Raw genomic sequence first — 26802 nt, 5'->3', positions numbered from 1 at the left:
GCCCAGAGTGTGTAAAAACGTCTTAGCAAAGCCTTGCTATGATTTCTCAGGATTTCATCGCAGGGCTTGCCCATGAAGCGCTTCATCCAAGGTGAAAGTCGAGCTCAAAGTACCTTGTTGCCGGATAGCCTCGACGACTATGTTGCCGATACCAATCCGGTGCGAGTGGTCGATGTTTTCGTCGATGAGCTCGACCTGGGCAAGCTGGGTTTTGAAGGCATCATTCCGGCAGAAACAGGCCGACCTTCCTACCATCCGGCGATCCTGCTGAAGATCTATATCTACGGTTACCTCAACCGCATTCAGTCCAGTCGCCGACTTGAGCGCGAGGCTCAGCGCAACGTCGAACTCATGTGGCTGACCGGACGCTTGATGCCTGATTTCAAGACCATCGCCAACTTCCGAAAAGATAATGGCAAGGCGATTCGCGGCGTCTGCCGTCAATTCGTGGTGCTGTGTCAGCAGCTCGGGCTGTTCGCGGAAACCCTGGTCGCCATTGATGGCAGCAAGTTCAAGGCGGTCAACAACCGCGACCGGAACTTCACCAGCGCCAAGCTTCAGCGGCGGATGGAAGAAATTGAATCGAGCATCAATCGCTATCTGACTGCACTCGATACAGCCGATCGGCAAGAACCCTCAGTTGCGCAACCTAAAGCTGCGCGGCTGCAAGAGAAAATCACGGCCTTGAAAGCTCGCATGCAAGAGCTCAAGGAGATCGAGGTAAGGCTGAACGAAACACCAGACAAACAGATTTCCCTGACCGATCCTGATGCTCGCTCAATGATGACCCGGGGCACCGGCATGGTTGGCTATAACGTCCAAACCGCAGTGGATGCCAAGCACCACTTGATCGTGGCACATGAAGTGACGAACGTCGGGTCTGATCGAGACCAACTCAGCTCCATGGCTAAGCAGGCGCGACAGGCTATGGGTTCAGAAACGCTCTCGGTAGTAGCAGACAGGGGTTACTTCAAGAGTGAGGAAATTCTGGCGTGCCATGAGGCGGACATCGCCGTACATGTACCGAAACCCATGACCTCCGGAGCCAAAGCTGCGGGGCGATTTAACAAAGATGACTTCACTTACAACGCAGAAACCAACGAGTACAGCTGCCCAGCAGGGCAGCGCTTGATTTGGCGTTTCTCCAGCGTTGAAAAGGGACTGTCGATGCATTGCTACTGGAGCTCGGCGTGCCAGAGCTGTGAACTGAAAGCGCAATGCACGCCCAGCAACGAACGGCGTGTCAGACGCTGGGAACATGAAGCCGTTTTGGAAAAGATGCAGAGCCGCCTGGATCATGCACCGGAGATGATGCGCGTCCGCCGACAAACCGTTGAGCATCCGTTTGGGACGCTCAAATACTGGATGGGCGCTACCCATTTCCTGACCAGGACGCTGCATCGAGTCAGTACCGAAATGAGCTTGCATGTGCTCGCCTACAACTTGAAACGGGTCATGAAGATTTTGGGTAGTGATGCCTTGATGAAGGCAATCAAGGCCTAAGGCTTGTGGCCTTTTTATCGGCGTTCTGAGTGGGTACAGCGGGTTCTTTGCGGAATAGACCCACAAGGCCAATTCGATAGGTTAGAAGCCTGTACAGGCCTCTAGTCCACCGAAAACTAACAATCCGTAGATTACGAAACGCTGGCTGCGTTTTTACACACTCTGGGCCAAAAGCGGACATCGATCACGTCCCTGAATCGATAGCGCAGACGCTGTAGTCGTCCATGCAATGCAATACCCATGAGCGTGTGCCGATATCGAGTAGCTGGAACACCACGGGCTCCTTGCTCAGGTCGAGAAAGGTTTGCCCATAGACTGCAAACTCAAAATCGATAGCCGCGCCCAAGCGGCCGTAGCAACCAAGGCCAGCGGACTGATCTAGCAAAACGAAAGCGCGCGCTGGCCCGGATATACGCTCTTAATCTGTCAGTTCAACAGTCCTGGGTAGATAGCCAAACTGACAATCTACTGCCCGGCCGGCTTGACTGGACTATAAGGCTCAGGCGTACCCAGGCGGATTGGCGGCTCCTCGACCAGCGACTTGTTGAACCTAACAATTCGCTTTGTCACCACCGGTAGTACCCAGGTGTTTTTCGCGACGATGTCGAACTGTTCCTTGGGGTCCTGAATCAGGTGGTAAAGGCGCGGCACGTTGAGCTTCTTCGGTATGTCATACATATCGTTCAGCTCCCACAGATGCATCTTCCAGTTGCGCCATTTGTAGCCATACAACTCCTCGCCATTGAACGCAGGGAAGCCTTCGCGGTTGGACTTGGCTTGCTTGCCGGTGAAGAAATCGAGCGCATCGACGCCATCGATCTTTCTGTCCGCCGGGACCTCGGCTCCGCCGACGCGGGCGAGAGTCGGAAGCATGTCGACCATGTGCACCATCTCGTTGCTCACCCTGCCCGCCTCCACCTTGCCCGGCCAGCGCATGATGAGCGGCACCCGCAATGAACCCTCGAGGATGGTGAAGTACTCCCCGCGCCAGGGCCCGGCGCTGCCATACCAAGTCTCAGTGCGTTCCGGGCCGTTGTCCGAGGTGAAGATGAACAGGGTGTTGTCGCGAATTTTCAGACGGTCGACGGCTTCCAGCAGTTGGCCGGTGCGGTGGTCGATCTCGGCCAGCACGTCGGCATACGGCCCCTCACCGGTTTTGCCGTCGAAATCCAGGTGCGGCAGTGTCGGCAGGTGCGGCTGGGTCAGCGGTACGAACGCGAAGAACGGTTTGTCAGCCTTGACGCTGCGCTCCATGAAGTCGATGGAACGCTTGACCAGTTCGGCATCGATCTCGCGCCGCGCCGGCAGGTCGTAGTCCTCCACAGTTTGCGGCGTCTCGCCCTTGCGGGCCTGCATGATCACCGGATGGGTGCCGACCTTGGGGTCATACTGGAACTGCGTGGTGTATTCGGACTCGTCGGAGGTGTTGGGAATGCCGTACCACTCATCGAAGCCCTGGTCGGTGGGATAACGGCCCGGGCTGACGCCCAGGTGCCATTTGCCAAACATTCCGGTGGAATAACCCCTGTCGGAGAGCAGCTCGGCAATTGTCCGCTCCCAGCCCACCAAGCCGTAAAGCATGCCCCACAGCACCTTGGTCGTTCCCGAACGGATTGGATGGCGGCCGGTCATGAAGGCCGAACGGCTCGGCGTACACTGCGCCTAGACGTTGAAGTTCTGCAGGCGAATACCTTCGGCGGCCAGCTGGTCGATCCTCGGCGTCGGTGCGCCACGTAGCGCGCCGCCCCCATACACACCGGGCTCACCCCAGCCGTAGTTATCGACCATCACCACCACGATGTTGGGTTGCTCGGCGGCCTGTGTCGAAGCCACATTCAGCATTGCGCCAAGACCCACGGATAGTAGGCCGCAGCCAAGCAAACCCAGCCTTCTTCTTTGCACGATTGAGCTGTTCACGCTTTGCTCCCTTGCAGACTTGGATAGACCGCAGCAGTACGTCTCAGAAATGGTAGCGCCGTCTAAACCTTGACATCGCAATGCGATGTCAAGGTTGCGTCCGTCTCACTGAAACAGCGGATGCTCGCCACGAATGGCATCGACGCGCTGGCGCTGGTCGGCATTCAGCACCTGACCGGGCTGGGCATCGAGAACGAAACCGACTGGATCGACCAAGCCGGACTGAATACCGCTCAGCGCCTCGATCACCGCCGCGCCGCAGAACGGCACATAAGACGCCGAATAGCCGCCTTCGTGAATGGCAACCAGACGCCCACCACAGAGCTGTTCCGCCTGAGCCAGCAATTGCTCGGTCATCCAGCGGAAGCTGCTGGAGGACAACTGCATTCGCCCCATTGGGTCCAGACCGGCCGCATCGAAACCGCAGGCGATCACGATCAATTCCGGGCGGAAGCCTTGCAGAGCCTGGATCACCAATTGCTCGAATGCGTACTGATAGGCGCCGCTGCCGGCGCCGGCTGGCAAGGGAATATTCAGGTTCGAGCCGGGAGCGCGTTCGCCGCCAGTCACCTCGCTGCCGCCGCGACCGAGCGGATAGAGCCCCTCCTGGTGCACAGAAATGGTCAGCACATCCGGGTTGTCGAAGAAAATCGCCTCGGCGCCGTTGCCGTGATGCACATCCCAGTCGATCACGGCCACGCGCTTGACCCGCCCTTCTGCGCGGACCTGCTCGATGGCCACGGCCACGTTGTTGAACAGGCAAAAGCCCATGCCTTGTTCCGGTTCGGCATGGTGTCCTGGCGGCCGGCACAGGGCGTAGGCGTTGCGGCATTCGCCGTCGAGTACCGCGCGCATTGCGCACAGCGCGCCGCCGGCGGACAGCAAGGCGATCTCGTAACTGCCCGGGCCAACCAGGGCGAACTCGCCGGCAGAACCGCCGGTGCCGCTGCTGAGCGCGCGGACCTTGGCGATATAGGCCGGCGAATGCACCCGGCTGAGGGTTTCCAGCGACACAGGCTCGGGCTCCAGGTCCAGCAGCTGGCGGGTGATGCCGTAGCCGTCCAGCAGATTTTTCAGGCGCCGTTTGGTCTCAGGGTTCTCGAGGTGCACATCGGGCTGGTATTGCCCCTGGGTCGGCACCACCACCGCTGCGCTGCCGTTGTCATGCCACATGTAACGCTCATGCCAAACAAAACCAGTCTTCATGGGTAACTCCCTGTTGGTTGAACACACTTGCTACAACTCCCCTCCCCATTTGTGGGAGAAGGGAAAACCTCACTCAGAGCCGGAAGCGGCCGATCTGCTGACCGAGCACGTCCATCTGGGCTGCCACCTCGGCCTGCTCGCGCTCGCCGGCCTGGGCCAAGTCGCTGAGCTCCACGGCCATCTGGCCGATGGAGGAAATGTTGCGGTTCAGCTCGTCGGTGACCGCGCTCTGCTGCTCCACCGCGGCGGCGATCTGCGTGGCCAGGTCGGAAATCTCCCCCGCCGCGCCGACTATGCCTTCGAGCGCCAGTTCGGCCGCATCGGCCTGCGCCACGCTGCCGCTGAGGTGCTCGCGGCTGCGGGCGATGGCCGCCACCGCACGCTGGGTACCCTGCTGGATGGTCTCGACGATGGTTTCGATATCGGCGGTGGACTGCTGGGTGCGCGCCGCCAGGGCGCGTACCTCGTCGGCGACCACAGCGAAGCCACGGCCGTGCTCGCCGGCCCGCGCCGCCTCGATGGCGGCGTTGAGCGCGAGCAGGTTGGTCTGTTCGGCGACGCCACGGATCAGCACCATGATCTCGGCGATGCGTGCCGATTCCACGTCCAGCTCGCTGGTGATCCGCTGTACCTGGCCGATTTCCTCGGCCAGCCGACGCACCTCGGCGGCGCCCTGCTGGATCACCGTGCCGCTCTGCCGCGCCGCGCCGTGCGAGCGCTGGGCGGCGGCCGCGGTGGTCGCCGCATTGCGGGCGATCTCGTCCACCGAGGCGGCCATTTGGTTGATCGCAGTCGCCACCTGGTCGATATCGCCATGCTGGCGACCGAGCCGTTCGGCCGAAGCGCGGCCCAGTTCGAAGCTGGCTTGGGAGCGCTCACCAACCTGACGCTGCGAGTTGCGTACCTCCAACAACAACTCGCGCAGACGGGCGACGAAGCGGTTGACGCTAGCCGCCAGCGCGCCGACCTCGTCCTGGCCCAGTACCGGCAGACTCACCGACAGATCCCCATCCCCCTTGGCCAGGTCCTCCATCAAACTGCGCATGCGCAGCAGCGGTTCCAGCGCGCGGCGACATAACCAGGCCATCAGCAGCAACGCCAGGCCGGCGATCAGCGTCGCCACGATTGCCTGGCGCCAACCGGTCTTGTGCGCGCTTGCCTCCAGGTCGGCATACAGAGTCAGCGCGTCGGCGCTGGCGATGGCTTGGTCGACGCGGTAGATCACCATCCAGGTGCTGCCGCTGGCCAAAGAGGTCGGCAGGATCAGTTGAAGGCGTCCATCCGCAAGCACTTCCAGTTGCGAATGACCGTTCTTAAGGCGCTCGCGCAACTGTTGCAGGTCGAGGCCATCGGCCTCGGCCAACGGCGTACCGACCCGCTGCGGCGCACCGCTATAGCCGGCAATCACTCCCTCCTCGGAGGCCAGCAATAATTCACCACGGCCATCGAATAGGCGCCGGTTGGCTTGTTCCAGCAGCTTCTGGATAAAGTCCAGACGCATGTCGAAGCCGACCATCCCCACCGCCTTGCCGTCCACCTGCACCGGCACGGCAATGGTGCTGACTACCACGCTGCCCTCGGGAAAGTCGTAGTTGTAAGGCTCCAGGACGCAAAGGGCATTGCGCTCCAGGGCGCAACGGTACCAGTGGTTGGTCTGCTTATCGGTGAGCTGCGCCTCGCTGACCACAGCATGGTTCGGCTTGCCCTGGACATCGCGCGACCAGAAGGTGGCGAGCCGGCCGTTCTCGTTGCTGGCCTCCTCGCTGCGCCCGCCGAACGCGGCATCGGCGCCGTCGAAGGCATTCGGCTCAAGCACGGCATAGACCGCATAGCTGTCACGGCTGACTTCCAGGGCGGTCTGCACGTCGCGATCCAGTGCGACCCGTTCCTCTGCGTACAGTCCCTGCTCCTTGGCCAATTCGATATGGCTGGCGACCTGATGGGAGAGCATCTCGCCGAGGGCGTGGAGCGACTGGAAGCTGTCGCCGATTTGCGCCAGCTCGCCGGCCAGTGCCTCGCTCAGCCGCCCTTGCACCGCACCGAGCACGAAAGGCTCAATGCGTTCGGCCACCAGGCGCTGACCGCGCAGCGCCGAGGTGACCCCGAGGGCCACCAGGGCCAGGGTGATCAGAGCCAGCAACAGACCGTTGAATAGCACCAACTTGGCCCGTAGCGACAACCGGGAGAACCACTCGAACATAGCTTCCATTCCTTTCGTGAAGACGACTGGCCGCGCCTCTTGGCTCCCGCGTCCGGGAGCAACGCGGCCTGTCGGTGCCCTACACCTCTTTCGCCACGGACGCCTGCCAGCGCCCGGCCGGCTTACGGATTCGCTGGCAGGCTGCCGATGTAACCGATGATCGACTGCCGCCCGACGGCCTCGTCGATCTGCATGGAAATGCCGCGCATCCAGACGCCCAACTGGTCCGCATGTGAATCGCTACCGCGCAGGCCGCGCACGTAGTTGGTCAACTGCTTGTCGATGTACCCGTCGCCGAGGATCCGCAGGTTCGGTGTCTTCAGGTGTGCATAACCTTCGGCATTCGGGCCGTGACAGACGGCGCAGGTGCTTTGATACAGCGCCTCCCCTTGCTTCCTGTCAGCCACTGTTACGGCGGGCGTCAACGGCAGCCGTTGGGCGGCGTAGTGCTCGGCGAGTTGGTCGATCTCCGCACTGCTGAGGGTCGAGGCGACCGTACGCATTTGCGCACCCGCCTGGTCCTGCGGGTCATAGCCGCGCTTGCCGGCTTTCAGGTTGCGCAATTGCTGGGCCAGATAGCTGGCCTGCTGGCCGGCCAGGCGCGGAGCGGCGAGCACGGCATTGCCTTCACCCTTCGCGCCATGGCAAGCGCTGCAGGTGGCTAACTGCGCTGGTGGGGTTGCTTCGGCGGCTTGCGCCGTGATGGAGGCGGCGAGCAAAAACAGGCCGAAACTAATGCTTATCTTCATGCGGATGCGTTCCAGTGCGTTGTTGTTCTTCTTGGAGGGCGATGCGTTCCAGCAGCTCGTTGCGAACCTGATCGATATTGACCGGTGAATGTTCCCGCCACAGGCGGATCTCCGCGCCGGTATAAGGTTTGAAATCGGCAGGCAATTGCTCGGCGCTGAACGCCCCAAGCATCCAGTTCAATACCCCCGCCAGGCGCTCGTCGGACAAACCAGATAGCGCCGAGCCTGGCACTTGCACCAGGTACTCGCGGCCACCGGAAACGCTGAGGAACTTGCCCAAATGGCCGGTAAAGGACGGCACCTGACGGTCGGGACTGCCGCTGCCGTCGGGCAGATGGCAGCCCTGGCAGTTGACCATGTAGTCGAACTGGCGCTGCTCGGTGGCCGACAGCGAAGCGGCCGATACCAGAGTCAGCAGTGCCAGAGTGCTGGCGAAAAAAATCCGCGCCGACATGGCCTTACTCCTTCACTCCGATCACCACCGACAACGAGCAGTGATAGGGCATGTCGGCCTGGCTGCCGGAGCACCAGTTGATGTCGTTGGAACTCTGGGGCCGATAGACAGGCGTGTCGCCCTCGTCACGCTGGCAGATGCAGCGGCCGCAGTTCGACTTACCGCAACAGTCGTTGTAAGAGATGACGTAGTCCTTGCCGTCCGTGGGGTTGCGACAGGTGCCAATCCAGGTGATATCCGAGCGCACGGTGCCCGGTGGGCAGCTATTCGACGAGCCGCCGCAGCAGCCGCAGAGGAAACCGTCGATCGCGCAGTGTCGCCAGTAGTCGCAGCTGTTCGGGTCGCCCTCTTCGGCAACGGTCGTCTGGCCGAACGCCGAATTGCGATACACCGGCAGTAGCGTGGCGGCCCCGGCGCCAACCAGCAGCGTTCCCAGACCGCCGAGGAAACTGCGGCGTGAGGTAGTCCGGGCGGTTTTCCGGGTCAGTAGCTCGGCGGCCTCATCTAACCATCTGATCGCCATGCTTAGTGCACCTTCTTGTAGAGGGAGTTGTCGCTTATGGATTGAGCGGCCTGATAGGCCTGCATCGACGCGTAACCCAAAGCCTGGGCCTCGAAGAGGCTCTCCAGGTGTTCGCGGGTGTTGATCAGGCCGTGGGTGACCACGGTTCCCGCGGCGTCAATCAGCACGCCATAGGGCAGCTTGCTGATCTGGTAGGCCATGCCGACCTCCTGCGACAGCAGGTAGGGAAAGCCTTGCAGCCGATGAGTGTCGATGAACGTTTGGTGCAGCGCAGCATCGCCATCACTGGCCAGGACCACGCGCACGCGAGCACGCTCCTGGGTGCGGATCGACTTGAGCACCGGAAGCAGGGTCTTGCACACCGGGCAGGTCTCGGAGAGGAAGAACAGCAAGGTGGACTGGCCAAGGGGATTGACGCCACCCAGGCTCACTGAGCCGCCGGTAAGGCTCGGCAGAGTGAACCTCGGCGCGGTTTCGCCAGCCTTGATCGCCTTGCCCAGAGACAGAGCTCCGACTGGTTTGATGCGCTCGTGCAACAGGCCGATCTGGCGAGCCAGGGCCCACACGGCGACGGCGAGGCCTAGGGTCGCCAGCCATCCGAAAATGCTGGAAATAATCAGGGCATGATTCATAGGAGTCACAGCTCTCGCAGGGAAGTACGGGTGGCGATAAGGACATTCGCCAGCAGATAAAGGGACGCGCCGGCGAGCAGCGCGAAACCCAAGGTGACGACATCGAACCAATTCAGCGGACGCGCGAGCATCGGCACCGTCAGGTTCAGCGCCAACAGGGTCAGCAGCACATTGCGCCAGACCAGGGCCGCACTTGGCGCCTGGCGCCGGCTGCCGAAGTGGCAGCCGCAGTCATCGATGGGCGTGCCACGCCGCACACTTACGGCCAGCACGCCGGCATAGAGCGCCAGCAGGCCAGCGGCAAGTCCAGCGGCCAGCGGCTGCCATGTACTCAGCAACAGGCCCACGGCGGCCAACAGTTCGAGCAGCGGCAACGCCAGCGCCAGCATCCCAGTCAGCCGGGTAGGCAGCAGGCGATAGTTGCTCAGTACCTGGGTAAAGTGCTGCCGATCACGCAACTTGTGCAGCGCCGCGCCACCCAGCAGCGCGGCCAGACCCAGGCTCGATGCCAGGTGCACGAGCGGGTCATGGAGATAGGCGATCACCATGGCTGCACCACATTCATGTAGCCCAGTGGCATATCGCCGATGCTGCGCAGATGCTCGCCGCTGTCTGCGTCATACAGGTTGATACCTTGGCGCAGCAGCGGCATCAGGCCAGCCTCGCCCTCGGTGAGGTAGATCCAGGTGGTGAACAGGAACGGCATTGGCACAATCCAGTCGACGCTGTAGAGCCGTGGCTCCTCGCCCTGGCTAACACCGATGGCGGTGCTCTGCTCCTTGAGTTCGATCTGGGCGATTTTCTTCTGGGTCTTCACGTCATAGACCCAGACTTCGGTGCCTGGCTTCTGATAGTTCTCCGGCTTGTCCTGGTGCATCAACACGAACAGCCGGTCACTCTGTTCATGCAGCGCGGTGCCCTGGTTGCCGGCGATGCCCCAGCCGTCGGCACGCTCGTCATCGCTGAGCAGCGACCACTGCTTGGCGACCTTGATGTCGTCGGCATTCATCTGCACACCGTAGGCGTGGTTTTGCTGCGAGACGAAGTACCAGGTGTCGCCCTGGCGCGAGGCGGTGGTGAGCAGCAGGTCCTTGACCGGATCGAATAGCGGCGCGCTGCGCTCCTGTAGGCTGACTCGGCCATGCTCGTCCAGCCGCAGATGGAGGAAGCCGCCGTTGCCGCAAATGGAATAAAAGTCGCGCGGACCAGCCGGGTAGATCGAGGCGCAACCGGGCGTGCCCACCTCACCGACGAAGCGGTTGCTCTCCAGATCGACGACAGAAATCGATTGTGCGGGGGTGAAGTTGTGGACCAGCAGGAAACGCTCGTCATCCGACAGCACGCTCAGACCGGTACTGATCAATGAAGTCATGCGTTTGGAGGGAATCTGGATCTCACGCTTGGGGCTGAGCGTCTTGGCGTCGTAGACGGTGATCATGTCCGAGCGAGTGCCACGGGTGCCGCGACTGAAATAGGTCTCGGTGGCGTATAGCTCATCGCGCTTGTGCGAAGGCACCAGGCTGTTGAACCACATCCCGGTGCTCAGCTGGCCGAGATTCTTGCCTTGGTCATCGAACAGAAAGGCGCGACCATCGACCATGTTCGGCGCGTTGTTGCCCCACACCCAGAACCAGTTCTGGTCCTTATGGTCGCCGAGAGTTTCGACATAGGCCTGCTCCGGCTGGATCTGCGCCACGGCAGGCATGGCCAAAGCGGTTAACGACAGACCGCAGCACAGCAGATATCGGACCGGACGCATCAGCATAAAAAGGGCTTCCATCGATTTCACACCAATCGCTTAAAGGAAGTTGCCAGGTGACACCTGAACAACAGTTCGGAGTGTAAAAATCGGAGCTTCCGCCGGCTTGCCACCGCGCGACAGATTCCCGGACATCTGGTGACACGCCAGCGCAAGCAACATTCGCGGCGCCAGATCCCAAGCTGCTTAGCGCACCGACTGGTCCTGCTGCAGCACGCCCTGCGCACTGAGCACCACTAGTCGACCATCAGCCAGTGGTGCCAACGCGGAGAGGTTCAAACGGTCGGCACGAACCTCGGCGCGAAAGTGCTGCAGGCCGGCATCGGCGATGCTCACTAACCCGCCATTGCCGACCAGCGCCACGCGGCCATCAACCAACTGCTCCACAGCGGTAATCGCCTCCTCGCTGCCACTGTCCAACTCTTGCCAGGAATCACCGCGATCTTCGCTGAGCAGCACGCGCCCGCTCATGCCGACCAGCAGCACGCGGCCGTCGCGCAGCGTGGTGCCGCTCCACAGCGAGCCGCTGGCGCCGGTGTCCAGCGCTTCCCAGGTCGCGCCGTTGTCGCGTGAGCGGTAGGCATTGCCCGCCTCGGCGGCGATGAACAGGCTGCCGTCCGGCCCGGCGAATATCTGGTTCAGGTGGTAGTCGTCGCCCTCCGCGCTGACGCTCAGACGCTGCCAGCTCTGGCCGCCGTCGTGGGTCTCGCTGACATAGCCGTAGGCACCGACGACGATGCCGTGACGGGCGTTCTCGAACCACACCGAGAGCAGCACCGGTTCTTCTTCAAGGCGCTGTTGCAGGGCCCACGTCTCGCCGCCATCAACGCTGTGCAGGAGCACGCCGCCATGGCCGACGGCCCAACCGCTGCGCTCATCGACGAAGCTCAGCGCTGTAAGCAGGCTGTCCACCGGCACGCTCTTGGCCTGCTGCCAGTGTTGGCCGTCGGCGGAGCGCACAATCACGCCGTGATCGCCGACGGCAACCAGCCGTTGGCCGGCGTGCCCCACCGCAATCAGCGGCGCCTGTTGAGCTTGAGCCAGACGCATGGCCGGGGCCGGCTCGGCGGCATGGCCGCTGAGGACCAAGCCGGCGCCCGCCAGCAAGGCAGTCGCCAGGAGCAGGCGCAAGGGGGTGAAGTCTTTCTTGGACATCTCGCGTCCCTCCAATCAGTGCGCGATCAGGGGCGCGCGAACTGGCCCCCGACGCGGAATCAGCACGTCCAGCATCACTGCGATGGCCGGCAGCAGGGTGATCGCCATGAGCATGTTGACCATGAACATGAAGGTCAGCAGCAGGCCCATGTCGGCCTGGAACTTCAGCGCCGAGAACGACCAGGTGGCGACGCCGATGGACAAGGTGATGGCGGTGAAGATGGTCGCCACGCCGACCTCGCGCAGCGCCAGCTTGAAGGCGCTGACGATGTCCTGCCCTTCGGCCAGATGCAGTTGCAGACGGTTATAGATGTAGAAGGCGTAATCCACGCCGATGCCGACGGCGAGCACCATCACCGGCAAGGTGGCGACGGTCAGGCCGATGTCCAGCTCCTTCATGAACCAGTAGCCGAGGAAGGTAGCCAGGGTCAGCGGCACGCAGCAGGCGACCATCGCCCGCCAATCGCGGTAGACCAGGAACACCAGCAGGACGATGGTCAGGTAGACGTAGAGCATCATCGGCAGCTCGGAGGTCTCGACGATCTCGTTGGTCGCTGCCTGCACCCCGGCGTTACCACTGGCCAGGCGCACGGTGACGCCGTCCATGCGGTGATCGGCGCGGTACTGCTGCACCGCTTCCACCACGGCTTTCAGGGTGCTGGCCTTGTGGTCGGCCAGGTACAGGTTGATCGGCAGCAAGGTGCAGTCGGCGTTGTACAGCCGTAGCCCTTCGGGCACCTGGCGCACTGCTTCGCCGATCGTCAACTCGTCCACCGGCAGCGCCGCCCATTTCGGATTGCCCTCGTTGACCCCGGAGGCCGAGAGCTTGGTCAGCGCCGGCAGCGATTGTGCCGACAACACGCCCGGCACGTTGCTCAGGTACCAGGTCAGGCGATCGACGTAGGCCATAACGTCGTGTTGGTAGCAGCCGTTCTTCGGCGTTTCCACCGCCACGGTGAACAGGTCGAGACCGAGGCCGAAGTGGCTGACCACGCTGTTCACATCCTGGTTGTAGCGCGAATCGATGTGCAGCTCGGGCGCGCCCGGCAGTACGTGGCCGACATGCCGGCCCTGGCTCTGCCACACAGCAATGACCAGCAACACCAGGCACAACACGGCACCGATGGCCGCGTTGCGGGTTTCGGCGAGACGGCCGAGGGTCTGCATGGCGCCGTCGCGCCAGTGACGCAGGCACTCGACGCGCGCCACGTAGGCTTTGTCGTAGCTGAAGTAGCTGGCCAGCACCGGCAGCATGATCAGGTTGGTGATGATCTTGTAGGCCACGCCGACCGAGGCGGTGATCGCCAGTTCGCGGATCATCGGGATCGGCACCAGCACCAGGGTGGCGAAGCCGACGAAGGCGGTGATCAGCGCCAGCGTGCCGGGAATCAGCAGGCCGCTGAAGCTGCGCCGAGCGGCGGTCATGCCATTGGTGCCGGCGCAGACTTCCTTGGAAATGAAGTTGACCTGCTGCACACCATGCGACACGCCGATGGCGAACACTAGGAACGGCACCAGGATCGCCAGCGGATCGAGACCGAAGCCGAGCAGCGTGATGGTGCCGAACTGCCAGACCACCGAGACCAGTGAACAGCATAGCGGCAGGAAGGTCAGCGCCCAGGAGCGGGTATACCAGTACACCGCCAGCACGGTGAGCAGGAAGGCCAGGGCGAAGAAGCCCATCACCGAGGTGGCGCCAGCGCCGATGTCGCCCATCTGCTTGGCGAAGCCGATGATCTGCACCTCGTATTTGTCGTCACCGTACTTGGCGCGCACCTGATCTTCCAGGCGCTGGCTGAATTCCAGGTAGTTCAGACGCTTGCCGGTCTGTGGATCGGGGTCGGCCAGTTCGGCCACCACCATGGCGCCGGAGTAATCGTTGGCCACCAGGCTGCCGACGAAGCCGCCGATGATGGTGCGCTCGCGAATACCGACGATGGCCTGGTCGTTCAGGGTGCCGACGGTGACATCGCCACCGACCACGTCCTCGGCCTTCATGCCCTCCTCGGTGATCTGCACCGCGCGGGTGTTCGGCGTCCACAGCGAGGTCACGGTGCGGCGGTCGACGCCGGGCATGAAAAACAGGGTCTGGGTCAGGTCGTAGAGTTTGGTCAGCGCTTCCTTGTTCCAGATGTCGCCACTCTTGGCGTGCAGCACGACGATGATGCGGTTGGCACCGAATAGCACGTCGCGGTACTGGTTGAAGGTCTTGATGAATTCGTGCTGCTGCGGCAGCTGCTTGTCGAAACCGGCCGACATCTCCAAGCGCGCGGCGAACGCTCCCATCACCAGAGTGATGGCGGCGAGCACGCCGAGAGTGGCCAGACGATGACGGAAAAAGAAGCGCTCGAGACCGAGCACCAGGGAAGCCAGCATGATCACACCCTTCCAGATATTACGAAGCGAAGAACGCAGGACGGGATAACCCGTCCTGCTCCTGCGGTCAGAACGAGTAGGAAATGTTGCCGCTCAGGAAGTCACGGTCAGCCACCAGGTTGTTGTCGCCACCGCCCCAGTACTGCACCCACTGCAGGCCGCCCTTCCAGCGGTCGCGGTAGTTGAACAACAGTGAGCTGGTCAGCGATTTGCGCCCCTCGACGAACGGCAGCGCGTTCGGCGTAGTGCCATTGACGTCATGCGCGAAGTCCAGTTGCGGAGTGATGGTGATGCCCGTGCCGAAGGCGTTCGGGTAGTTGATGCCCACCTCGGTGACATAGCCCCAAGAGGTCTTGTCCGGCAGCGAGTAGTCGGGCAGGAAGTACGGCGTCTCGCCCGAGGTATCCAGATCCGGGTAGTGGGTAACCACCGCCTCGGCCAGCAAGAAGCCATCGGAAGCGCCCAGGCTGGCGGGGATGAAGCCCAGCGGATCGCTGGCCGAGAAGGTGTAAATGGCGTTCACGTCGAGCTGCCACTTCTTCTCTTCGATGAAGCCGTTGTGAACGCCGGCATCGAACACGCTGAATTCGTTGAACTGACCGGTGAAGGCCGCACCGAACGGCACCGTCGGGTCGATGCCGACGCTGTCGTTGGGCCGGTACGACAGCTCGCCGGCGACCGCCACGGGGCCAACCATGGTGTTCATCGACAGGCCGAACAGATCCTTGTCTTCGCCGTAATTGATGAAGTAGTTGTCGACCACCAGTGCATCGGGGTTGCTGATCGCGGTGTAGCCAACGAACGGCAGCTTGTCGTGGTAGCGCTGGTAGAAGAAGCCGAACTCGGTCTCGATCTGCTCTGCCGTCCAGCGCAGGGCTATGCCGTACTGGCCGCTGTCCTTCGCTTCGCGCTCACCGCCATAGGGAATCGCCAGGCCGTTGGCAATCAGGGTGGCGTCGTCCAGGCCGCTGATCAGCGGCTCGCCGCAATGGCCTGTCGGCGTGATCGCCGCGCAAGTGCCGGCGCCGAGGATGCCGTCGACATAACTGGTCGAGTAGTAGATCGGCCGGTTGCCCTCGCCCACCACGTCGGCGGTCGAGAAGTAGGTGCCCACCGGGTCGATGCCGTAGGCGTTCCACTTGAACTGGTAGTAGGCCTCGAGGTTGAGGGTATCGGTCAGCCCGACGTTGAACGAGGCCATCGGCGCCGGAATGAACACCTCCTTCAGTTGGGTACCGGGCGTGTGGTACTTCGGCAGGCTGATGGCGTTGATCTGGTTGATCCCGCCGGTCACAAAGATCTCTTCGCCCCAACTGATCACCTGATTGCCGACCTTGACCTTGGCCGGCATCTCGCCAAGGTCGAAGCTTTTCGCCACCCACAGGTCGAGCAGGTCGAGGCGCTCGGTGGCTTCACGCTTGGCGTCGTTATCCAGTTCGGTGCGCCGGGTGTTGTCCATCTTGAAGTCTTTCGCCCAGCTGACCCGGCCGAGTGCGCTCCAACCGTCACCGTACTTCAGGCTCAGCTCGTGGGTGCCCTTGAGCACCTCGGAGAACACATCGTGCTTGTTGTAGTTGAGGTTGCCGTCGTCGGCGTTGGTGTAGTTGATATCGGCATTGGCGTAGCCATTGCCTTTGCTCAGGTTGTAGAACTGACCGAGTTCGGTGTCGGCACCGTTGTTACAGCCGCCGCTGTCGCCGCCGAGGATATGGCAGTCGCGCGATTCCAGGCGCTGGGCGAAACCGTAGGACAGCGACGAGTCCAGACTACCGGAGATCCCCTCTTCCGAGCCGAAACGGAACGCATGGCTCGGCTCCATCCACACCAAGCTGGAGGCGGCCATCACCGCCAGGGCCAGGCTGTTTTTCGTGCGCGAGAAGCCCGGCGCGGCGAGGGCCGCGCCTTTGTTTTTATTGTGCATGAGCTTTTCCTTTGACCGGACTCAGCGTTCGCCGCGGCGACGCAGTTCGTTGGAGTTGAACATCTTGTCGCTGACCCGCCCTTCGAGTCCGGCGGTCAGGTCGAGCACCTCGCCTTCCTGGGTGAAGGCGTCGGCGATATAGCGTCGGGCGATCAGGTCATAGCTCACATACTCGAAGCCGGTGCAGGACTGGGTCTGCGGGTTGGCCCAGAGGCTGCCCTCCTGCACGCGCCAGAGGTTGCCCTTGGCGTCGTACATGTCCACATGCAGCACAGCCCAGCTGTCCTCATCGATGAAGAACACGCGCTTGGCAAAGGAGTGGCGCTTGTCCGACTTCACCGTTGCTTCCACTACCCAGACGCGGTGCTGCTCGTAGCGCTGCACGTCGCGATTGAGATAGTCCTGACCAATCAGGTCCGCGTACTTGTTGGCCTTGTCGACCAGCTTGTAGGAGTTGTACGGCACGACCATTTCCTGTTTGCCGACCAGCTTGAAGTCATAGCGGTCCAGCGCGCCGGTGAACATGTTGATCTGGTCGACGAAGTACAGACTGTCGGTGCCGGCGATCGGGTTGTCGTAAGCGAACGACGGCGCGCGGCGTACGCGACGCTGGCCGGGGAAGTAGATCCAGGAGTCCTGTGGCTTATCCAGGTAGTCGTGCACCAGGTACATCTCGCCGGCACGCGAGGATGGCGTAAGCACGTCGTAGAGCTGCTTGCCGCCGATATTGCCGACATCGGCCGGGCTCTTGGCCGCCGGGTCGTTGTAGGGGTAATACTCGTTGGCCCATTGCTTGAATTCGGACAGCGCCCCGCCCTTCTCGCGGACCAGCAGGGAATACTGCGCGCGCCGGCCCGTGGCCATGTAGCGCAGCTTGTAGTTCCACATCACCTCGATGCCGCTCTGCGGGACCGGGAAGGGAATCGCGGCTCCAGCGGCCTGTTCCAGGCGCCAGCCATCGCTGCCGATCTTGCTCTGCGCGGCGAACTCCTTGGTGCGCTGGGCAATTTGATCCGGGAAGGTGCAGCTGCGATGGGTCGGATAGACGTCCAGCCGGTAGCCCGGGTAAGTCTTGATCAATTCAACTTGGCCGGGCGGCAGTTGCGCTTGGTATTGGGCGAGATTCTTTGCATCGATGGAATACAGCGGCTCGTCGCTGGCGTATGGGTCGCCGTGGCCCGGCTTCCAGCCGGTCGGAGCCCGGGTCAAACCACCGTTCCAGGCTGGAATGCTGCCGCTGGCGTTGCCGGCTTTTTCCGCACCGAAGGGGGTCAATTCGTTGCCGAGCTTGGCCAGGTCGGCCGAGGTCGCCGCCTGGGCGCTGGAAATCCCGAACAGCGCCAGCAAGGCACTGCACAGCAGGGATAGCTTGAAGTGGTTATCCACGCGATTTACTCCTATTGGAATTTTTATGCAGGAACGCCACAGCACCAGGCACTGTGGCGGAGTACAGATCAGGCGTAGGCCGGTTCGACCGAGGCGCGGTTAGCGCGCCAGGCGAAGCCAAGGGCAAAAGAACGGCCGTGCAATCAGGCATCGGCCGGGAAAGGTCATTGCCCACCTCAAAGCGCAAAGCTACATGGAGGTATCGATGCGGGCTTGACAACTCACGTCAGAGTTCATGACACCCGGCGTCAACTGCCGGGAACCAGCAACTCGCTGGTGCCAGAGACGTGGACATGCCTGGGCCTGCACATCTGGGGAAGGAGAAGGGAAACTACCGCGGGGAGCAAACAGGCTTGCCAATACACATCGGAATGCTTGACCGCTGCTGCTAGCCCGGCGTTATCAGTCCACAGACGAACGGGACTGCTTGCGATATTGCTGCGGGGTTAGCTGCGTCCAACGTCGGAAGGCGCGGCTGAATGAACTGGCCTCTGCATAACCGAGCAACAGGGCTATGTCGGTGAGGCTGTATTCGGGCTGCGTCACATAGGCTTGTGCCAGCGAACGACGTACCTCCTCGACTAACTGGCTGAACTCGACCTGATGGTCCGCCAGCCGCCGCTGCAGGGTACGCGGGCCCATGCCCATGCTTTTCGCCACCAGTTCAAGGCTAGCTCCCCCACTACTCAAGGTGCTGGCGATGTGGTGCCCGAGCCGGCTGAGCAGATCGGTGGCTGCCGCCCTACTCTGCCGCTGCTGCTCAAGGAACGGCTCCAACGCCTGGAACAACCGAGGGTCAGCGGTACGCACCGGCATGTCCATCAATTCGCGGGGAAAATACAGGCGATTGTCCCGCTGGTTGAAGTGCACCGGGCACTGGAACAGCTCGCGATACGCCGTCAGATCAGTCGGAGCCGGATGCTCGAAATCCACTCGCTGCGGTTTTAGTTCGGCATTCTGAGTCACTTCACGCAACAGGCTAAGGGCGATACCGAGCGAGAACTCGGCGTCCTGGCGACGCTGCACTATCGCCGGGTCGGTGATCTGGTAAGAAAGGCTGACTCGCTGAGCATCCTCGGCCATATCCACCCGCGTGGCCTGGCTGAACACCACAATGAAATGACTCAGGCAGCGCAGCACCAACTCCATGGTCGGAGCACTGCGTACCGCGTGACCATAGGCACCGAGAGCGCTGCTGCCAGTCTGCATGCCAATTCGCAGGCCGATAGAAGGCTCTACCTTGCGCCCGAGGATTTCCCATAACTCGACGTAACGGGCCAGCGGAATTTCCGCTTCCGGGGAATGCAGAATCCGCTCGTCCAGGCCGACTTCGGCCAGGAAAGGCACAAACAGCTCTGCATTCGAGCGAAAAAAATTCTCGGCAAAAATGGTATGGGTATGGGATGTGGACATGCAGGGCAGCGCCGACCTTCAAAACCGTGCGGGGCACGGCAACTCATTTATTGTTATGCGTAGACCATGTCCGAAGCCGGCCTAGCTGGGTGCCATCCTAGAGCCTATGAAATATTTTGCAAAGTATCTTAGGCATGATGTGGATTAACCCCCTTCGTGCGTAAGCTCCTTTGCGAACTAGCGATCTCTCGGTTCCGTGCCACCAACAGTTCTTTCTGGCCAATTTCCTCACCAACACTTTAAGCTAGCCGTTCTCATAGGGTACGGCGCCCGCCGAAATCGAGTGCCTGGCAAACACTTCCAGATGCCCTGCGAAGCTTCCTGTCGCCGCGACGTAGCGCAATGCCGACTTGGCATCGCGCCAGCCGGCATAACTCATCAAGGACTTCTGATCCCAACCGCAGCGCGTCGCCTATGTGGCAAAGCCTTGCCGCAACGAGTGACTGCCGTACACCTCGGTGGACGCCCGGCGCCCTTCAACACAGACCGCAACAACGGAGTGATACTGTGCGAGTGCAGCCCCTGCTCGCTCAGGCGGCCCCATCGGTCGATACTGCGAAACACCGGACCACGCGCAATGCCCGCCACGCTGATCCAGGCGCTATAGGTCTGCACCGGACATAGCCAGGTTAGCGCAGGCGCCTGGTAGGTCTTACCTTGGTTGTCGCGGTCGTCCTTGCTCCAGGGCAGGAATAGCTGCATACCCTCCCCCCGGCCTGACCTGGATGTGTTCGATGCGCAGGCGGCACAACTCATCAGTACGAAAAATCCGCCAGAGGTCAATCAACAACAATGCGCGATCACGCCAGCAGCGCAACAGCCGTGGTAGGTCGCCGCACAGGATTCCGCTACTGCAGCGGCCACGAAGAGTCGCCGTTTGGGCTGCCCGACTTCCTGAAAGCGTTCTTCGTGCGGGTGAAGGAAAACACTGTCCGCGAGCATAGCTTCATCCCGAACCACTTCAGTATTTCCGACAACTGTGCCCAGGATCTTGATGTGGACGATCTTATCGATGGCGACTTCGTCAAGGTGAGAAGAAGCTAGTGTGACGGGCAAGCCAGCGTCCACTTTCGGCCCAGGCTGTGTAAAAACTCCCGCTGAAATTCGTGATTGGCGTTGCTACGCGAAATCTTTGGAATTTGACCGGGTTGGGATGCTCAGAATTCGTTAGGAAACGCCGAAATTGATCATAAAACGATCAGTGCTCGGCGCTCAAAATGTTTTTACACAGCCTCGGCCAGGCGCAGCCATTCGAATATCTATACGCAGCGATCGTTTGACGGCCGGTTGGCCGTACTGCTTCAGCCCGGCAACCCATCCACCCGTGGCCGCAGAAAGAACAGCGCGTAATGCCAGAGAAAAATCGAAAACGCGAGCACCCAGAGCAACGCCGAGAGCCAGAGGCCGGCGCTGCACAGCGGTGTCAGCACCACACGGCAGAACGCCCCGGCATGCAAGGCGATAAACGCCAGATTAATTGCCGCCGGCGGCTGCAATGGGCGACCGGTGTGACCGAGGCTGACCCGCGCCAACATCGCCAGAATCAACCCGCCCATGGCTCCGACCGCCAGCGCGTGGCTGGCCAGGCTGGCCTGCGGCAACCAGCCCAGGTGCCAGAGCGCCATGCCCGAGGCCGCCAGCAGCAACCAGCCATAGGCCACGTGCAGGGACCAGAGCAACGGCACCGCCCAGATCCGTCTATCTCGCCAGCGCCACAGGCGCCAGCCGTGCAGAATCGCCACCAGCAGGAACAGCGGCGCCAGCCAGGGCAACGGGCTTTGATTCAAACCGGCGGCGGTCAGCACGGCGATGGCGATCGAGGCCAGCAGGACAAGACGATCCTTGAGTGGATGCGCGGCAAAGGGCTGGGGCCGTTGCAGGCCACGCTGAGTGAAGAACGGAATCACTCGCCCACCGATCACCCCCACCAACGCCGCGATCATCCACAGGGCGGCCAGGGCGCCACGGCGCTGCAACTCGTCGTTATCGCCGACCAAGCCGTACAGGCTGAGCAGCTGGCAGGAGGCGAGCAGCGCCAGCACCAGGATCAACGGGTAATTGTGGCGTTGTCGTACCGCGATTAACTGACGACCCAGCAGCCAGGCCAGCACCGGCAGAAATGGCAGTTGCAACAGTGCCAACAGCGGCACCGGCATGGCGACGAACCAGGCCAGTCGCGCCACCAGCCAGAGCAGGAACAACCCCACCAGCGGCTTGCCCGAGAGGCCCGGCCTACCCGTCCAGGTTTGCACCGCGGTCAGCAGAAAACCGGCGACGATGGCGCTGACGAAGCCGAATGGCATCTCATGGCGGTGCCAGGACACGCCCCCTCCAGCCGGAGTCCAACTCGGCAACCAACCGTACAGGTAGGCGGCCCAGAGCGTGATCGTGGCGACGGCGAACAGCGCGCCAGCGAGAAAGAAGGGCCGGAAGGCCAGCCGCCAGAGCGGTAGGCCGGAACCGACGCGAGGCACTTCAGAAAGCATGGGCGAGTACCCCGCGATCATTGCCAAGTTTGTATTGGGACAACAGGCGCATCACATAACCAATCTTGATCAGTGTCGGACCGAGAATGGTCATGCCATGTGCCAGGACAAGCACGAGCAAAGGCAGGCGCTGGTCGAGCCAGTACGCCAGCAGGATGCCCAGCAGCAACACCCCCAGACCGAGCAGCAACAGGCTATTGCCCAGGCTCAGCACCCGCAGTGGCGAATCGAAATAACGCAGCATCTTGATCACCTCTCTTTGCTCGTAAGCGCCCGTCCTGAAGCGCGGATTAGGCCTCCAGCGCGCTGGCTGGGCCGAAGAACTCGTAATGGCATTGGCTGGCCGGCACCCCCAGATCGCCCAAGTGTTTCTTCACCTGCGCCATGAAGGGTTTCGGACCGAGGAAATAGACATCCAGGTCGCGGTCCTGGGGCAGCCATTCGCCCAGACGCTCGCGAGTCAGGAAGCCGGTGGCATCGCCCTGATCCGTCTCGCGCGGCTCGCTGTAGCAGAAGAAGCGTTTAAGAGCCGGGTTTCTGCTCACGTGTTCTTCGATCCAGTCGCGGAAAGCATGCACGGCGCCATTGCGCGCGCAGTGGATGAAGGTGATCGCCCGGCCGCTGGCCTGGGCCGCTTCGAGCATCGACAGGGTCGGCGTGATGCCAACGCCGGCGGTGATCAGCGCCAGGGGTTTGCTCGACTCGCGCAGAACGAAATCACCAGCCGGGGCGAACATCTCGATGCGATCGCCCTCTTGCAGCTTGTCGTGCAAGAAGTTGGACACCCGCCCTTCAGGCTCGCGTTTGACGCTAATGCGGTACTCGATGCCGTTGCTGGACGCCGACAACGAATAGTTGCGACGCGCCTGCTCGCCATCCAGGTCCAGCAGCAAGGTGATGTACTGGCCCGGTTGGTAGGCCAGGACCGGCTTGCCGTCGGCTGGGGCGAAGTGGAACGAGACGATCTCCTCACTCTCGGCAACCTTGCGCACCAGCACAAAGGTCCGCGACCCGCGCCAGCCACCCGGAGCCTCGGCGTTGGCGGCGTACATGCCCTCCTCGGCGTTGATCAGCAGGTCGGCGAGAATGCCGTAGGCGACGCCCCAGGCCTCCAGCACCTCGTCGGTGGCGATGTCGGCGCCCAGCACTTCACGGATGGCGCGCAGTAGGCAGGTGCCGACGATCGGGTAGTGTTCCGGCAGGATCTGCAGGGACACGTGTTTGTTGACGATCTTGCCCGCCAGCGGGCCGAGCGCTTCCAGGTGATCCAGGTGTTTGGCGTACATTAGGATGCCATTGGCCAGCGCCCGTTGCTGGTCGCCGCTGGCCTGGTGAGCCTGGTTGAACAGCGGACGGACCTCGGGGTACTCGCTGAGCATCATGGCGTAGAAGTGCCTGGTCAGCGCTTCGCCGCCGGTTTCCAGCAGGGGGACGGTGGCTTTAACCAGGGCGCGTTGTTGGGACGTGATCATGGGTATCTCCTAGTGGATTTGCTGTTCGGGGTAAATGAGGCGATTGGCGCGCAACAGCACCCGATCGCCAGGCTGAAAATCTGTGCCGGGGCTACGCACGACCTGCTCGGTGCCACTGTCGGTCTTGACCCGATAGGACGCTTCGCCGAGGCCGGCGCTTTCTTGCGCTTCGCCACCCAACAAGGCGCCGAGGGCTGCACCGGCAATGGCGCCCAGCGGGCCACCGGCGACGGCGCCGGCCATCACGCCAGCGAGGCCGCCGAACACCTGACCGGCCTTGTGGTCGCTCTGCACGGCCAGCACCTCGGCGGCCTGCACCGACTGGAACAGCGTGGCCAACAGCAGGAGGAAAACTGCGGGTAGCGATTTCATTAGGTTCTCCTTGCGTGATAGCGTTGTTTCGCAAGGGTTACTCCATTAATCGTGCCACATTTAATTTTGTTAAATATCAATGACATGAAAATAAAACGCGTCTATTCGACAACACAAAATAGATGTCATTAAGACAAAGAAGGAGTCGTTATGACCTCTCCGTTGCTGCTCGCACTAATTCCCCTGGTGGCCGATTTATCTCGCGAACTGCCCGATGAAGAACGTTATCGCCGCCTGCTGCACTCCCTGCGGCAGCTGCTGCCCTGCGACGCGGTGGCGCTGCTGAAGCTGGAAGGCGATGTGCTGATCCCGCTGTCCGTCGAAGGCCTGAGCCCCGACACCCTGGGCCGGCGCTTCAAGGTCGAGGAACACCCGCGCCTGAAGCTGCTGCTGGAAAACAAAGGACCGACCCGCTTCGCCACCGACTGCGGTTTGCCCGACCCCTATGACGGTCTGGTAGACGGCCACCCGGGTCATCTGGAAGTGCACGATTGCCTCGGCTGCCCGCTCTACCTGCAGGACAAGCCCTGGGGCCTGATCACCCTCGACTCCCTTGACCCGTCGAGCTTCGGCAGCGTCGCCCTGGACAACCTCGAAGCCTTTGCCAGCCTGGCCGCCGCCACCGTGATGGCCAGCGAACGGATCAATCTGCTGGCACGCAACGTCGAGGACCAGCGACAACTGACCGAGGTGTACAAACGCGCCGCCGGCGGGCGTCGGCCACGGGAATTGATCGGCCAGAGCGCCAGCCATAAACGCCTGCATCAAGAAATCCTGCTGGTGGGCAACAGCGCCCTCACCGTGCTAATCACCGGTGAAACCGGAGTCGGCAAGGAGTTGGTGGCCGAAGCCATTCACCTCAACTCGCCCAGGGCACAGAAGCCATTGATAAGCCTCAACTGCGCGGCGCTACCGGAAATGTTGGTGGAGAGCGAACTGTTCGGCCATGTGAAAGGCGCGTTCTCCGGCGCCGTGGGCGAGCGCAGCGGCAAGTTCGAACTGGCGGACGGAGGTTCGATCTTCCTCGATGAGGTCGGCGAACTGCCGCTGCCAGTGCAGGCCAAGTTGCTACGGGTATTGCAGAGCGGCCAATTGCAACGGGTCGGCTCCGACCGTGAGCACCGGGTCGATGTGCGGATCATCGCCGCCACCAACCGCAACCTCGCCGAGGAAGTACGCGCCGGGCGTTTCCGCGCCGACCTCTACCACCGCTTGAGTGTCTATCCGCTGGTGGTACCACCGTTGCGCGAACGAGGGCGCGACATTCTCTTGCTAGCCGGATATTTCCTTGAGGACAACCGCGCCCGCCTCGGCTTGCGCAGTCTGCGCATGAGTCCTGGCACGCAAAAGGCGCTGCTTGACTACCACTGGCCGGGCAACGTGCGCGAACTGGAACACCTGATCGGTCGTGCGGCGCTCAAGGCCTTGTCCGCGCAACCTGAACGCCCCCGCATCCTGACCATCGAAGAAAACGTGCTGGATCTGGATCATGAGACTAAGGACGAGCAACAACAGGCGCTGCCAACCAGCGAGCCAACCAAACGTGGCGCCGACCTCAAGGAGTCACTGGATATCTACCAGAAGACCCTGATCAACGAAGCGCTGGAACGCCATCAAGGCAAGTGGGTGGAAGTAGCACGTGAACTGGGCGTGGATCGGGCCAATCTCTCGCGTCTGGCCAAGCGCCTGGGGATTCGCTGATTAGGGGTTGATGTTGACGAATGGCAGGAGTCGACTGTGGATTCAACTGATCGACGCAACAGATTGGCTAAATCGTTCAGCCGGTGTTTCGTAGTTTAGGGTTTTCCGTGGGCGTTCATTTAACAGCCTTGCCACTGCATTGAGCTTGGCTTGCGAGTAGGCAGACAGGTCGGTTCCCTTGGGGAAGTACTGCCTCAATAGGCCATTCGTATTTTCATTCGTCCCACGTTGCCAAGGATTCTGCGGGTCGCAAAAGTAGACCTTGATGTCGGTCGCCACAGTGAAGCGCTTATGGTCGGCCATCTCTTTGCCTCGATCCCAGGTCAGTGATCGGTAGAGTTCCTGCGGCAACGTGCGTGCGTTTTTGATCAACGCGTTGATGACCGTCTCGGTATCTTTACCCGCGACCTTAACCAGCATCACATAGCGTGTATGGCGCTCGACGAGGGTCGCGATCTGGCTGTTCCTGCTGCCGCACAGCAGATCACCCTCCCAGTGACCAGGTACTGCGCGATCTTCAATCGTGGCTGGACGCTCGCTGATAGAAACGGTGTCGATAATTCTGCCGTGGTTGCCCGTTTTCTGCGTGTGATGGCGCGAACGGCGCATTGCACGCGTACGCCGCAAATGTTCCAAAAGCTCCTTCTTCAGAGCCCCGCGGGCCTGGATGAAGAGGGTGCGATAGATGGTTTCGTGTGACACTTGATAGCTCGTATCGCCTGGATATGCGCATCTCAACCATCCAGCAATCTGCTCCGGCGACCACTGCAATTGGAGCTTGCCGGCCACGACCTGAGCCACTGCTCGGTTCTCAGCAAGTTTACAAGTCTTGGGGCGCCGTGCCCGGTCCCAGGCAGCCAGGTCAGCCTGATTGGCTCGATAGCATCTTTGGCCACCGTTGCGTTTGATCTCGCGGCTAATGGTGGATGGCGCTCGCCCGAGTAAGGCTGCAATCGACCGGATCGAACTCCCCGCCACGACGGCCCGCGATATCTCTTCGCGTTCGGCCAGTGTTAGCGCCAACCTGGAGCGGCAGCGTGCCGCCGGCCGTATTCCACCGGTCTCGGCCAGAATGCGTTGTATCGATGAGTGATTTCGCTCAAACAGCTGTGCGATTTGCTGGAGAGAGTCGCCTCTCTTCCAGCGGTCCCACATCAGCGCTTTCTGGCTTTCGGTGTAATAGATCCGAGGTCTTTGCTTCATCTGCAACACTCCTCCTGCCTACACAGAATCTAGTGTGTTGCATCCATCGATTGAATCCACAACCCAAAGCTGCCTTTAAGGACCGGCTCAACTCGGCGACCACTGGACGCTCATCGGTATCAACGAAACTAGGGTCGACTCAGTTTGCAATCCGCCATATAGGACCTAGATTTTATTAATTTGAAGCTCTTCAGTATTTTCGGATTCGACGCACCCGGCCGAGGGTGAAAATGGTCATTGCCAAGTGGCGACACTTCTATGGTGTTCGCGAAATAGGAATGACATTTTGAACGAAACTTCTCCTCCCGTGACGGATGGATAATTGCTCTTCTTTGTACTTTCAGACAAATAGAGCTAGGGATGGTCTGAAGTAG

The 26802-nt window shown here is 61.5% G+C and carries 23 protein-coding genes and 3 pseudogenes; 3 read left to right on the top strand and 23 right to left on the bottom strand.

The genetic code is table 11. The features are described from left to right. Window positions 1-72: 72 nt before the first annotated feature. Window positions 73-1503, top strand: coding sequence for an IS1182 family transposase (locus HX812_RS28675; RefSeq protein WP_038842495.1), 1431 nt, complete (start codon window positions 73-75; stop codon window positions 1501-1503). A gap of 184 nt (window positions 1504-1687) precedes the next feature. Here HX812_RS28675 and HX812_RS32535 read toward each other — a convergent pair whose 3' ends face one another. The 18 genes and pseudogenes from HX812_RS32535 to HX812_RS32200 all read right to left on the bottom strand — a co-directional run bounded on the left by HX812_RS32535 (window position 1688) and on the right by HX812_RS32200 (window position 19573). Next, the gene (locus HX812_RS32535) at window positions 1688-1849 is read right to left on the bottom strand and encodes a DUF1254 domain-containing protein (RefSeq protein ID WP_372849966.1); all 162 of its coding nucleotides are present in this window, start codon (window positions 1847-1849) and stop codon (window positions 1688-1690) included. A 119-nt stretch (window positions 1850-1968) separates the two neighbouring features. After that, window positions 1969-3150: pseudogene (locus HX812_RS28665) on the bottom strand (sulfatase-like hydrolase/transferase); the annotation flags it as partial. Window positions 3151-3165: 15 nt separating this feature from the next. After that, window positions 3166-3420, bottom strand: a complete 255-nt coding sequence (locus HX812_RS32530; protein WP_371318432.1) for a hypothetical protein — start codon at window positions 3418-3420, stop codon at window positions 3166-3168. Between the two features lie 105 nt (window positions 3421-3525). Continuing rightward, window positions 3526-4626: a class II histone deacetylase gene (locus HX812_RS28660; RefSeq protein ID WP_038845870.1), complete on the bottom strand. Its 1101-nt coding sequence runs from the start codon at window positions 4624-4626 to the stop codon at window positions 3526-3528. 73 nt (window positions 4627-4699) lie between these two features. Next, window positions 4700-5293 (bottom strand): annotated as a pseudogene (locus HX812_RS32525) (methyl-accepting chemotaxis protein); the annotation flags it as partial. Window positions 5294-5554: 261 nt separating this feature from the next. After that, window positions 5555-6577: pseudogene (locus tag HX812_RS32520) on the bottom strand (HAMP domain-containing protein); the annotation flags it as partial. 371 nt (window positions 6578-6948) lie between these two features. Next, window positions 6949-7575: a cytochrome c gene (locus HX812_RS28650; RefSeq protein ID WP_038845872.1), complete on the bottom strand. Its 627-nt coding sequence runs from the start codon at window positions 7573-7575 to the stop codon at window positions 6949-6951. Next, window positions 7559-8029, bottom strand: coding sequence for a hypothetical protein (locus tag HX812_RS28645; protein WP_050572419.1), 471 nt, complete (start codon window positions 8027-8029; stop codon window positions 7559-7561). Before HX812_RS28645 ends, HX812_RS28650 begins: the two co-directional genes overlap by 17 nt. A 4-nt stretch (window positions 8030-8033) precedes the next feature. After that, window positions 8034-8546: a methylamine dehydrogenase light chain gene (locus HX812_RS28640; RefSeq protein WP_371318434.1), complete on the bottom strand. Its 513-nt coding sequence runs from the start codon at window positions 8544-8546 to the stop codon at window positions 8034-8036. Between the two features lie 8 nt (window positions 8547-8554). After that, on the bottom strand, window positions 8555-9184 hold the full coding sequence (gene mauD / locus HX812_RS28635) for a methylamine dehydrogenase accessory protein MauD (protein WP_038845875.1): 630 nt from the start codon (window positions 9182-9184) through the stop codon (window positions 8555-8557). Between the two features lie 5 nt (window positions 9185-9189). After that, the gene (locus HX812_RS28630; RefSeq protein ID WP_038845878.1) at window positions 9190-9732 is read right to left on the bottom strand and encodes a MauE/DoxX family redox-associated membrane protein; all 543 of its coding nucleotides are present in this window, start codon (window positions 9730-9732) and stop codon (window positions 9190-9192) included. Next, complete coding sequence (locus tag HX812_RS28625) at window positions 9726-10964, bottom strand: amine dehydrogenase large subunit (protein ID WP_235165432.1); 1239 nt, start codon at window positions 10962-10964, stop codon at window positions 9726-9728. The genes HX812_RS28630 and HX812_RS28625 overlap by 7 nt, the downstream gene beginning before the upstream one ends. Window positions 10965-11129: 165 nt before the next feature. Beyond that, window positions 11130-12098 (bottom strand): YCF48-related protein, encoded by a 969-nt coding sequence (locus tag HX812_RS28620; RefSeq protein ID WP_038845880.1) that lies wholly within the window; start codon window positions 12096-12098, stop codon window positions 11130-11132. Window positions 12099-12113: 15 nt separating this feature from the next. Next, window positions 12114-14474, bottom strand: coding sequence for an RND family transporter (locus HX812_RS28615; protein ID WP_038845882.1), 2361 nt, complete (start codon window positions 14472-14474; stop codon window positions 12114-12116). 67 nt (window positions 14475-14541) lie between these two features. After that, the gene (locus tag HX812_RS28610; RefSeq protein WP_038845883.1) at window positions 14542-16395 is read right to left on the bottom strand and encodes a DUF1302 domain-containing protein; all 1854 of its coding nucleotides are present in this window, start codon (window positions 16393-16395) and stop codon (window positions 14542-14544) included. A 21-nt stretch (window positions 16396-16416) separates the two neighbouring features. Continuing rightward, window positions 16417-17781, bottom strand: coding sequence for a DUF1329 domain-containing protein (locus HX812_RS28605; RefSeq protein WP_038845885.1), 1365 nt, complete (start codon window positions 17779-17781; stop codon window positions 16417-16419). Between the two features lie 402 nt (window positions 17782-18183). After that, complete coding sequence (locus tag HX812_RS28600) at window positions 18184-19194, bottom strand: AraC family transcriptional regulator (protein ID WP_038845887.1); 1011 nt, start codon at window positions 19192-19194, stop codon at window positions 18184-18186. 244 nt (window positions 19195-19438) lie between these two features. Then, on the bottom strand, window positions 19439-19573 hold the full coding sequence (locus HX812_RS32200) for a hypothetical protein (RefSeq protein WP_256353826.1): 135 nt from the start codon (window positions 19571-19573) through the stop codon (window positions 19439-19441). A 413-nt stretch (window positions 19574-19986) separates the two neighbouring features. On the opposite strand from HX812_RS32200, the gene HX812_RS28595 reads away from it, so the two are divergent. Next, complete coding sequence (locus HX812_RS28595) at window positions 19987-20238, top strand: hypothetical protein (RefSeq protein WP_038845889.1); 252 nt, start codon at window positions 19987-19989, stop codon at window positions 20236-20238. A 257-nt stretch (window positions 20239-20495) separates the two neighbouring features. Here the strand turns inward: HX812_RS28595 and HX812_RS28590 are convergent, their stop codons facing one another. From HX812_RS28590 to HX812_RS28575, 4 genes are read right to left on the bottom strand one after another with little or no spacing between them, the layout of a single operon-like run. Further along, complete coding sequence (locus tag HX812_RS28590; RefSeq protein WP_050572420.1) at window positions 20496-21680, bottom strand: NnrS family protein; 1185 nt, start codon at window positions 21678-21680, stop codon at window positions 20496-20498. Then, window positions 21670-21924 carry a hypothetical protein gene (locus HX812_RS28585; protein ID WP_038845891.1) on the bottom strand — a complete coding sequence of 85 codons (255 nt, stop codon included), beginning with the start codon at window positions 21922-21924 and terminating at the stop codon, window positions 21670-21672. The genes HX812_RS28590 and HX812_RS28585 overlap by 11 nt, the downstream gene beginning before the upstream one ends. Before the next feature lie 46 nt (window positions 21925-21970). Further along, window positions 21971-23152 (bottom strand): NO-inducible flavohemoprotein, encoded by a 1182-nt coding sequence (gene hmpA / locus HX812_RS28580; protein WP_038845892.1) that lies wholly within the window; start codon window positions 23150-23152, stop codon window positions 21971-21973. A 9-nt stretch (window positions 23153-23161) separates the two neighbouring features. Further along, on the bottom strand, window positions 23162-23524 hold the full coding sequence (locus tag HX812_RS28575) for a hypothetical protein (protein WP_038845893.1): 363 nt from the start codon (window positions 23522-23524) through the stop codon (window positions 23162-23164). Between the two features lie 150 nt (window positions 23525-23674). Here HX812_RS28575 and norR point away from each other — a divergent pair, with 150 nt between their 5' ends. Further along, a complete protein-coding gene (gene norR / locus HX812_RS28570; protein WP_038845895.1) occupies window positions 23675-25225 on the top strand; it encodes a nitric oxide reductase transcriptional regulator NorR in 1551 nt (516 codons plus the stop codon). A 42-nt stretch (window positions 25226-25267) separates the two neighbouring features. On the opposite strand, the gene HX812_RS28565 is transcribed toward norR, so the two are convergent. Further along, window positions 25268-26428, bottom strand: coding sequence for an IS30 family transposase (locus HX812_RS28565; RefSeq protein WP_038845897.1), 1161 nt, complete (start codon window positions 26426-26428; stop codon window positions 25268-25270). Window positions 26429-26802: the final 374 nt, after the last annotated feature.

Source organism: Pseudomonas sp. IPO3749 (assembly GCF_013386605.1).
GTDB lineage: Bacteria > Pseudomonadota > Gammaproteobacteria > Pseudomonadales > Pseudomonadaceae > Aquipseudomonas > Aquipseudomonas azotoformans_A.
This window is presented reverse-complemented; position numbering and strand designations above follow the sequence as displayed.

Bases quoted from the DNA above. Each gene is read 5' to 3' on its own strand.
- HX812_RS28575 (WP_038845893.1), bottom strand. From the start codon at position 23,524: ATGAAATCGCTACCCGCAGTTTTCCTCCTGCTGTTGGCCACGCTGTTC.
- HX812_RS28645 (WP_050572419.1), bottom strand. From the start codon at position 8,029: ATGTCGGCGCGGATTTTTTTCGCCAGCACTCTGGCACTGCTGACTCTG.
- HX812_RS28615 (WP_038845882.1), bottom strand. From the start codon at position 14,474: ATGCTGGCTTCCCTGGTGCTCGGTCTCGAGCGCTTCTTTTTCCGTCAT.
- HX812_RS28600 (WP_038845887.1), bottom strand. From the start codon at position 19,194: ATGTCCACATCCCATACCCATACCATTTTTGCCGAGAATTTTTTTCGC.
- HX812_RS28565 (WP_038845897.1), bottom strand. From the start codon at position 26,428: ATGAAGCAAAGACCTCGGATCTATTACACCGAAAGCCAGAAAGCGCTG.
- HX812_RS28630 (WP_038845878.1), bottom strand. From the start codon at position 9,732: ATGGTGATCGCCTATCTCCATGACCCGCTCGTGCACCTGGCATCGAGC.
- HX812_RS32200 (WP_256353826.1), bottom strand. From the start codon at position 19,573: ATGAGTTATGCCGGCTGGCGCGATGCCAAGTCGGCATTGCGCTACGTC.
- HX812_RS28590 (WP_050572420.1), bottom strand. From the start codon at position 21,680: ATGCTTTCTGAAGTGCCTCGCGTCGGTTCCGGCCTACCGCTCTGGCGG.
- mauD (WP_038845875.1), bottom strand. From the start codon at position 9,184: ATGAATCATGCCCTGATTATTTCCAGCATTTTCGGATGGCTGGCGACC.
- HX812_RS28660 (WP_038845870.1), bottom strand. From the start codon at position 4,626: ATGAAGACTGGTTTTGTTTGGCATGAGCGTTACATGTGGCATGACAAC.
- norR (WP_038845895.1), top strand. From the start codon at position 23,675: ATGACCTCTCCGTTGCTGCTCGCACTAATTCCCCTGGTGGCCGATTTA.
- HX812_RS28585 (WP_038845891.1), bottom strand. From the start codon at position 21,924: ATGCTGCGTTATTTCGATTCGCCACTGCGGGTGCTGAGCCTGGGCAAT.
- HX812_RS28620 (WP_038845880.1), bottom strand. From the start codon at position 12,098: ATGTCCAAGAAAGACTTCACCCCCTTGCGCCTGCTCCTGGCGACTGCC.
- HX812_RS28675 (WP_038842495.1), top strand. From the start codon at position 73: ATGAAGCGCTTCATCCAAGGTGAAAGTCGAGCTCAAAGTACCTTGTTG.
- HX812_RS28595 (WP_038845889.1), top strand. From the start codon at position 19,987: ATGCGCGATCACGCCAGCAGCGCAACAGCCGTGGTAGGTCGCCGCACA.
- HX812_RS28625 (WP_235165432.1), bottom strand. From the start codon at position 10,964: ATGGAAGCCCTTTTTATGCTGATGCGTCCGGTCCGATATCTGCTGTGC.
- HX812_RS28650 (WP_038845872.1), bottom strand. From the start codon at position 7,575: ATGAAGATAAGCATTAGTTTCGGCCTGTTTTTGCTCGCCGCCTCCATC.
- HX812_RS28610 (WP_038845883.1), bottom strand. From the start codon at position 16,395: ATGCACAATAAAAACAAAGGCGCGGCCCTCGCCGCGCCGGGCTTCTCG.
- hmpA (WP_038845892.1), bottom strand. From the start codon at position 23,152: ATGATCACGTCCCAACAACGCGCCCTGGTTAAAGCCACCGTCCCCCTG.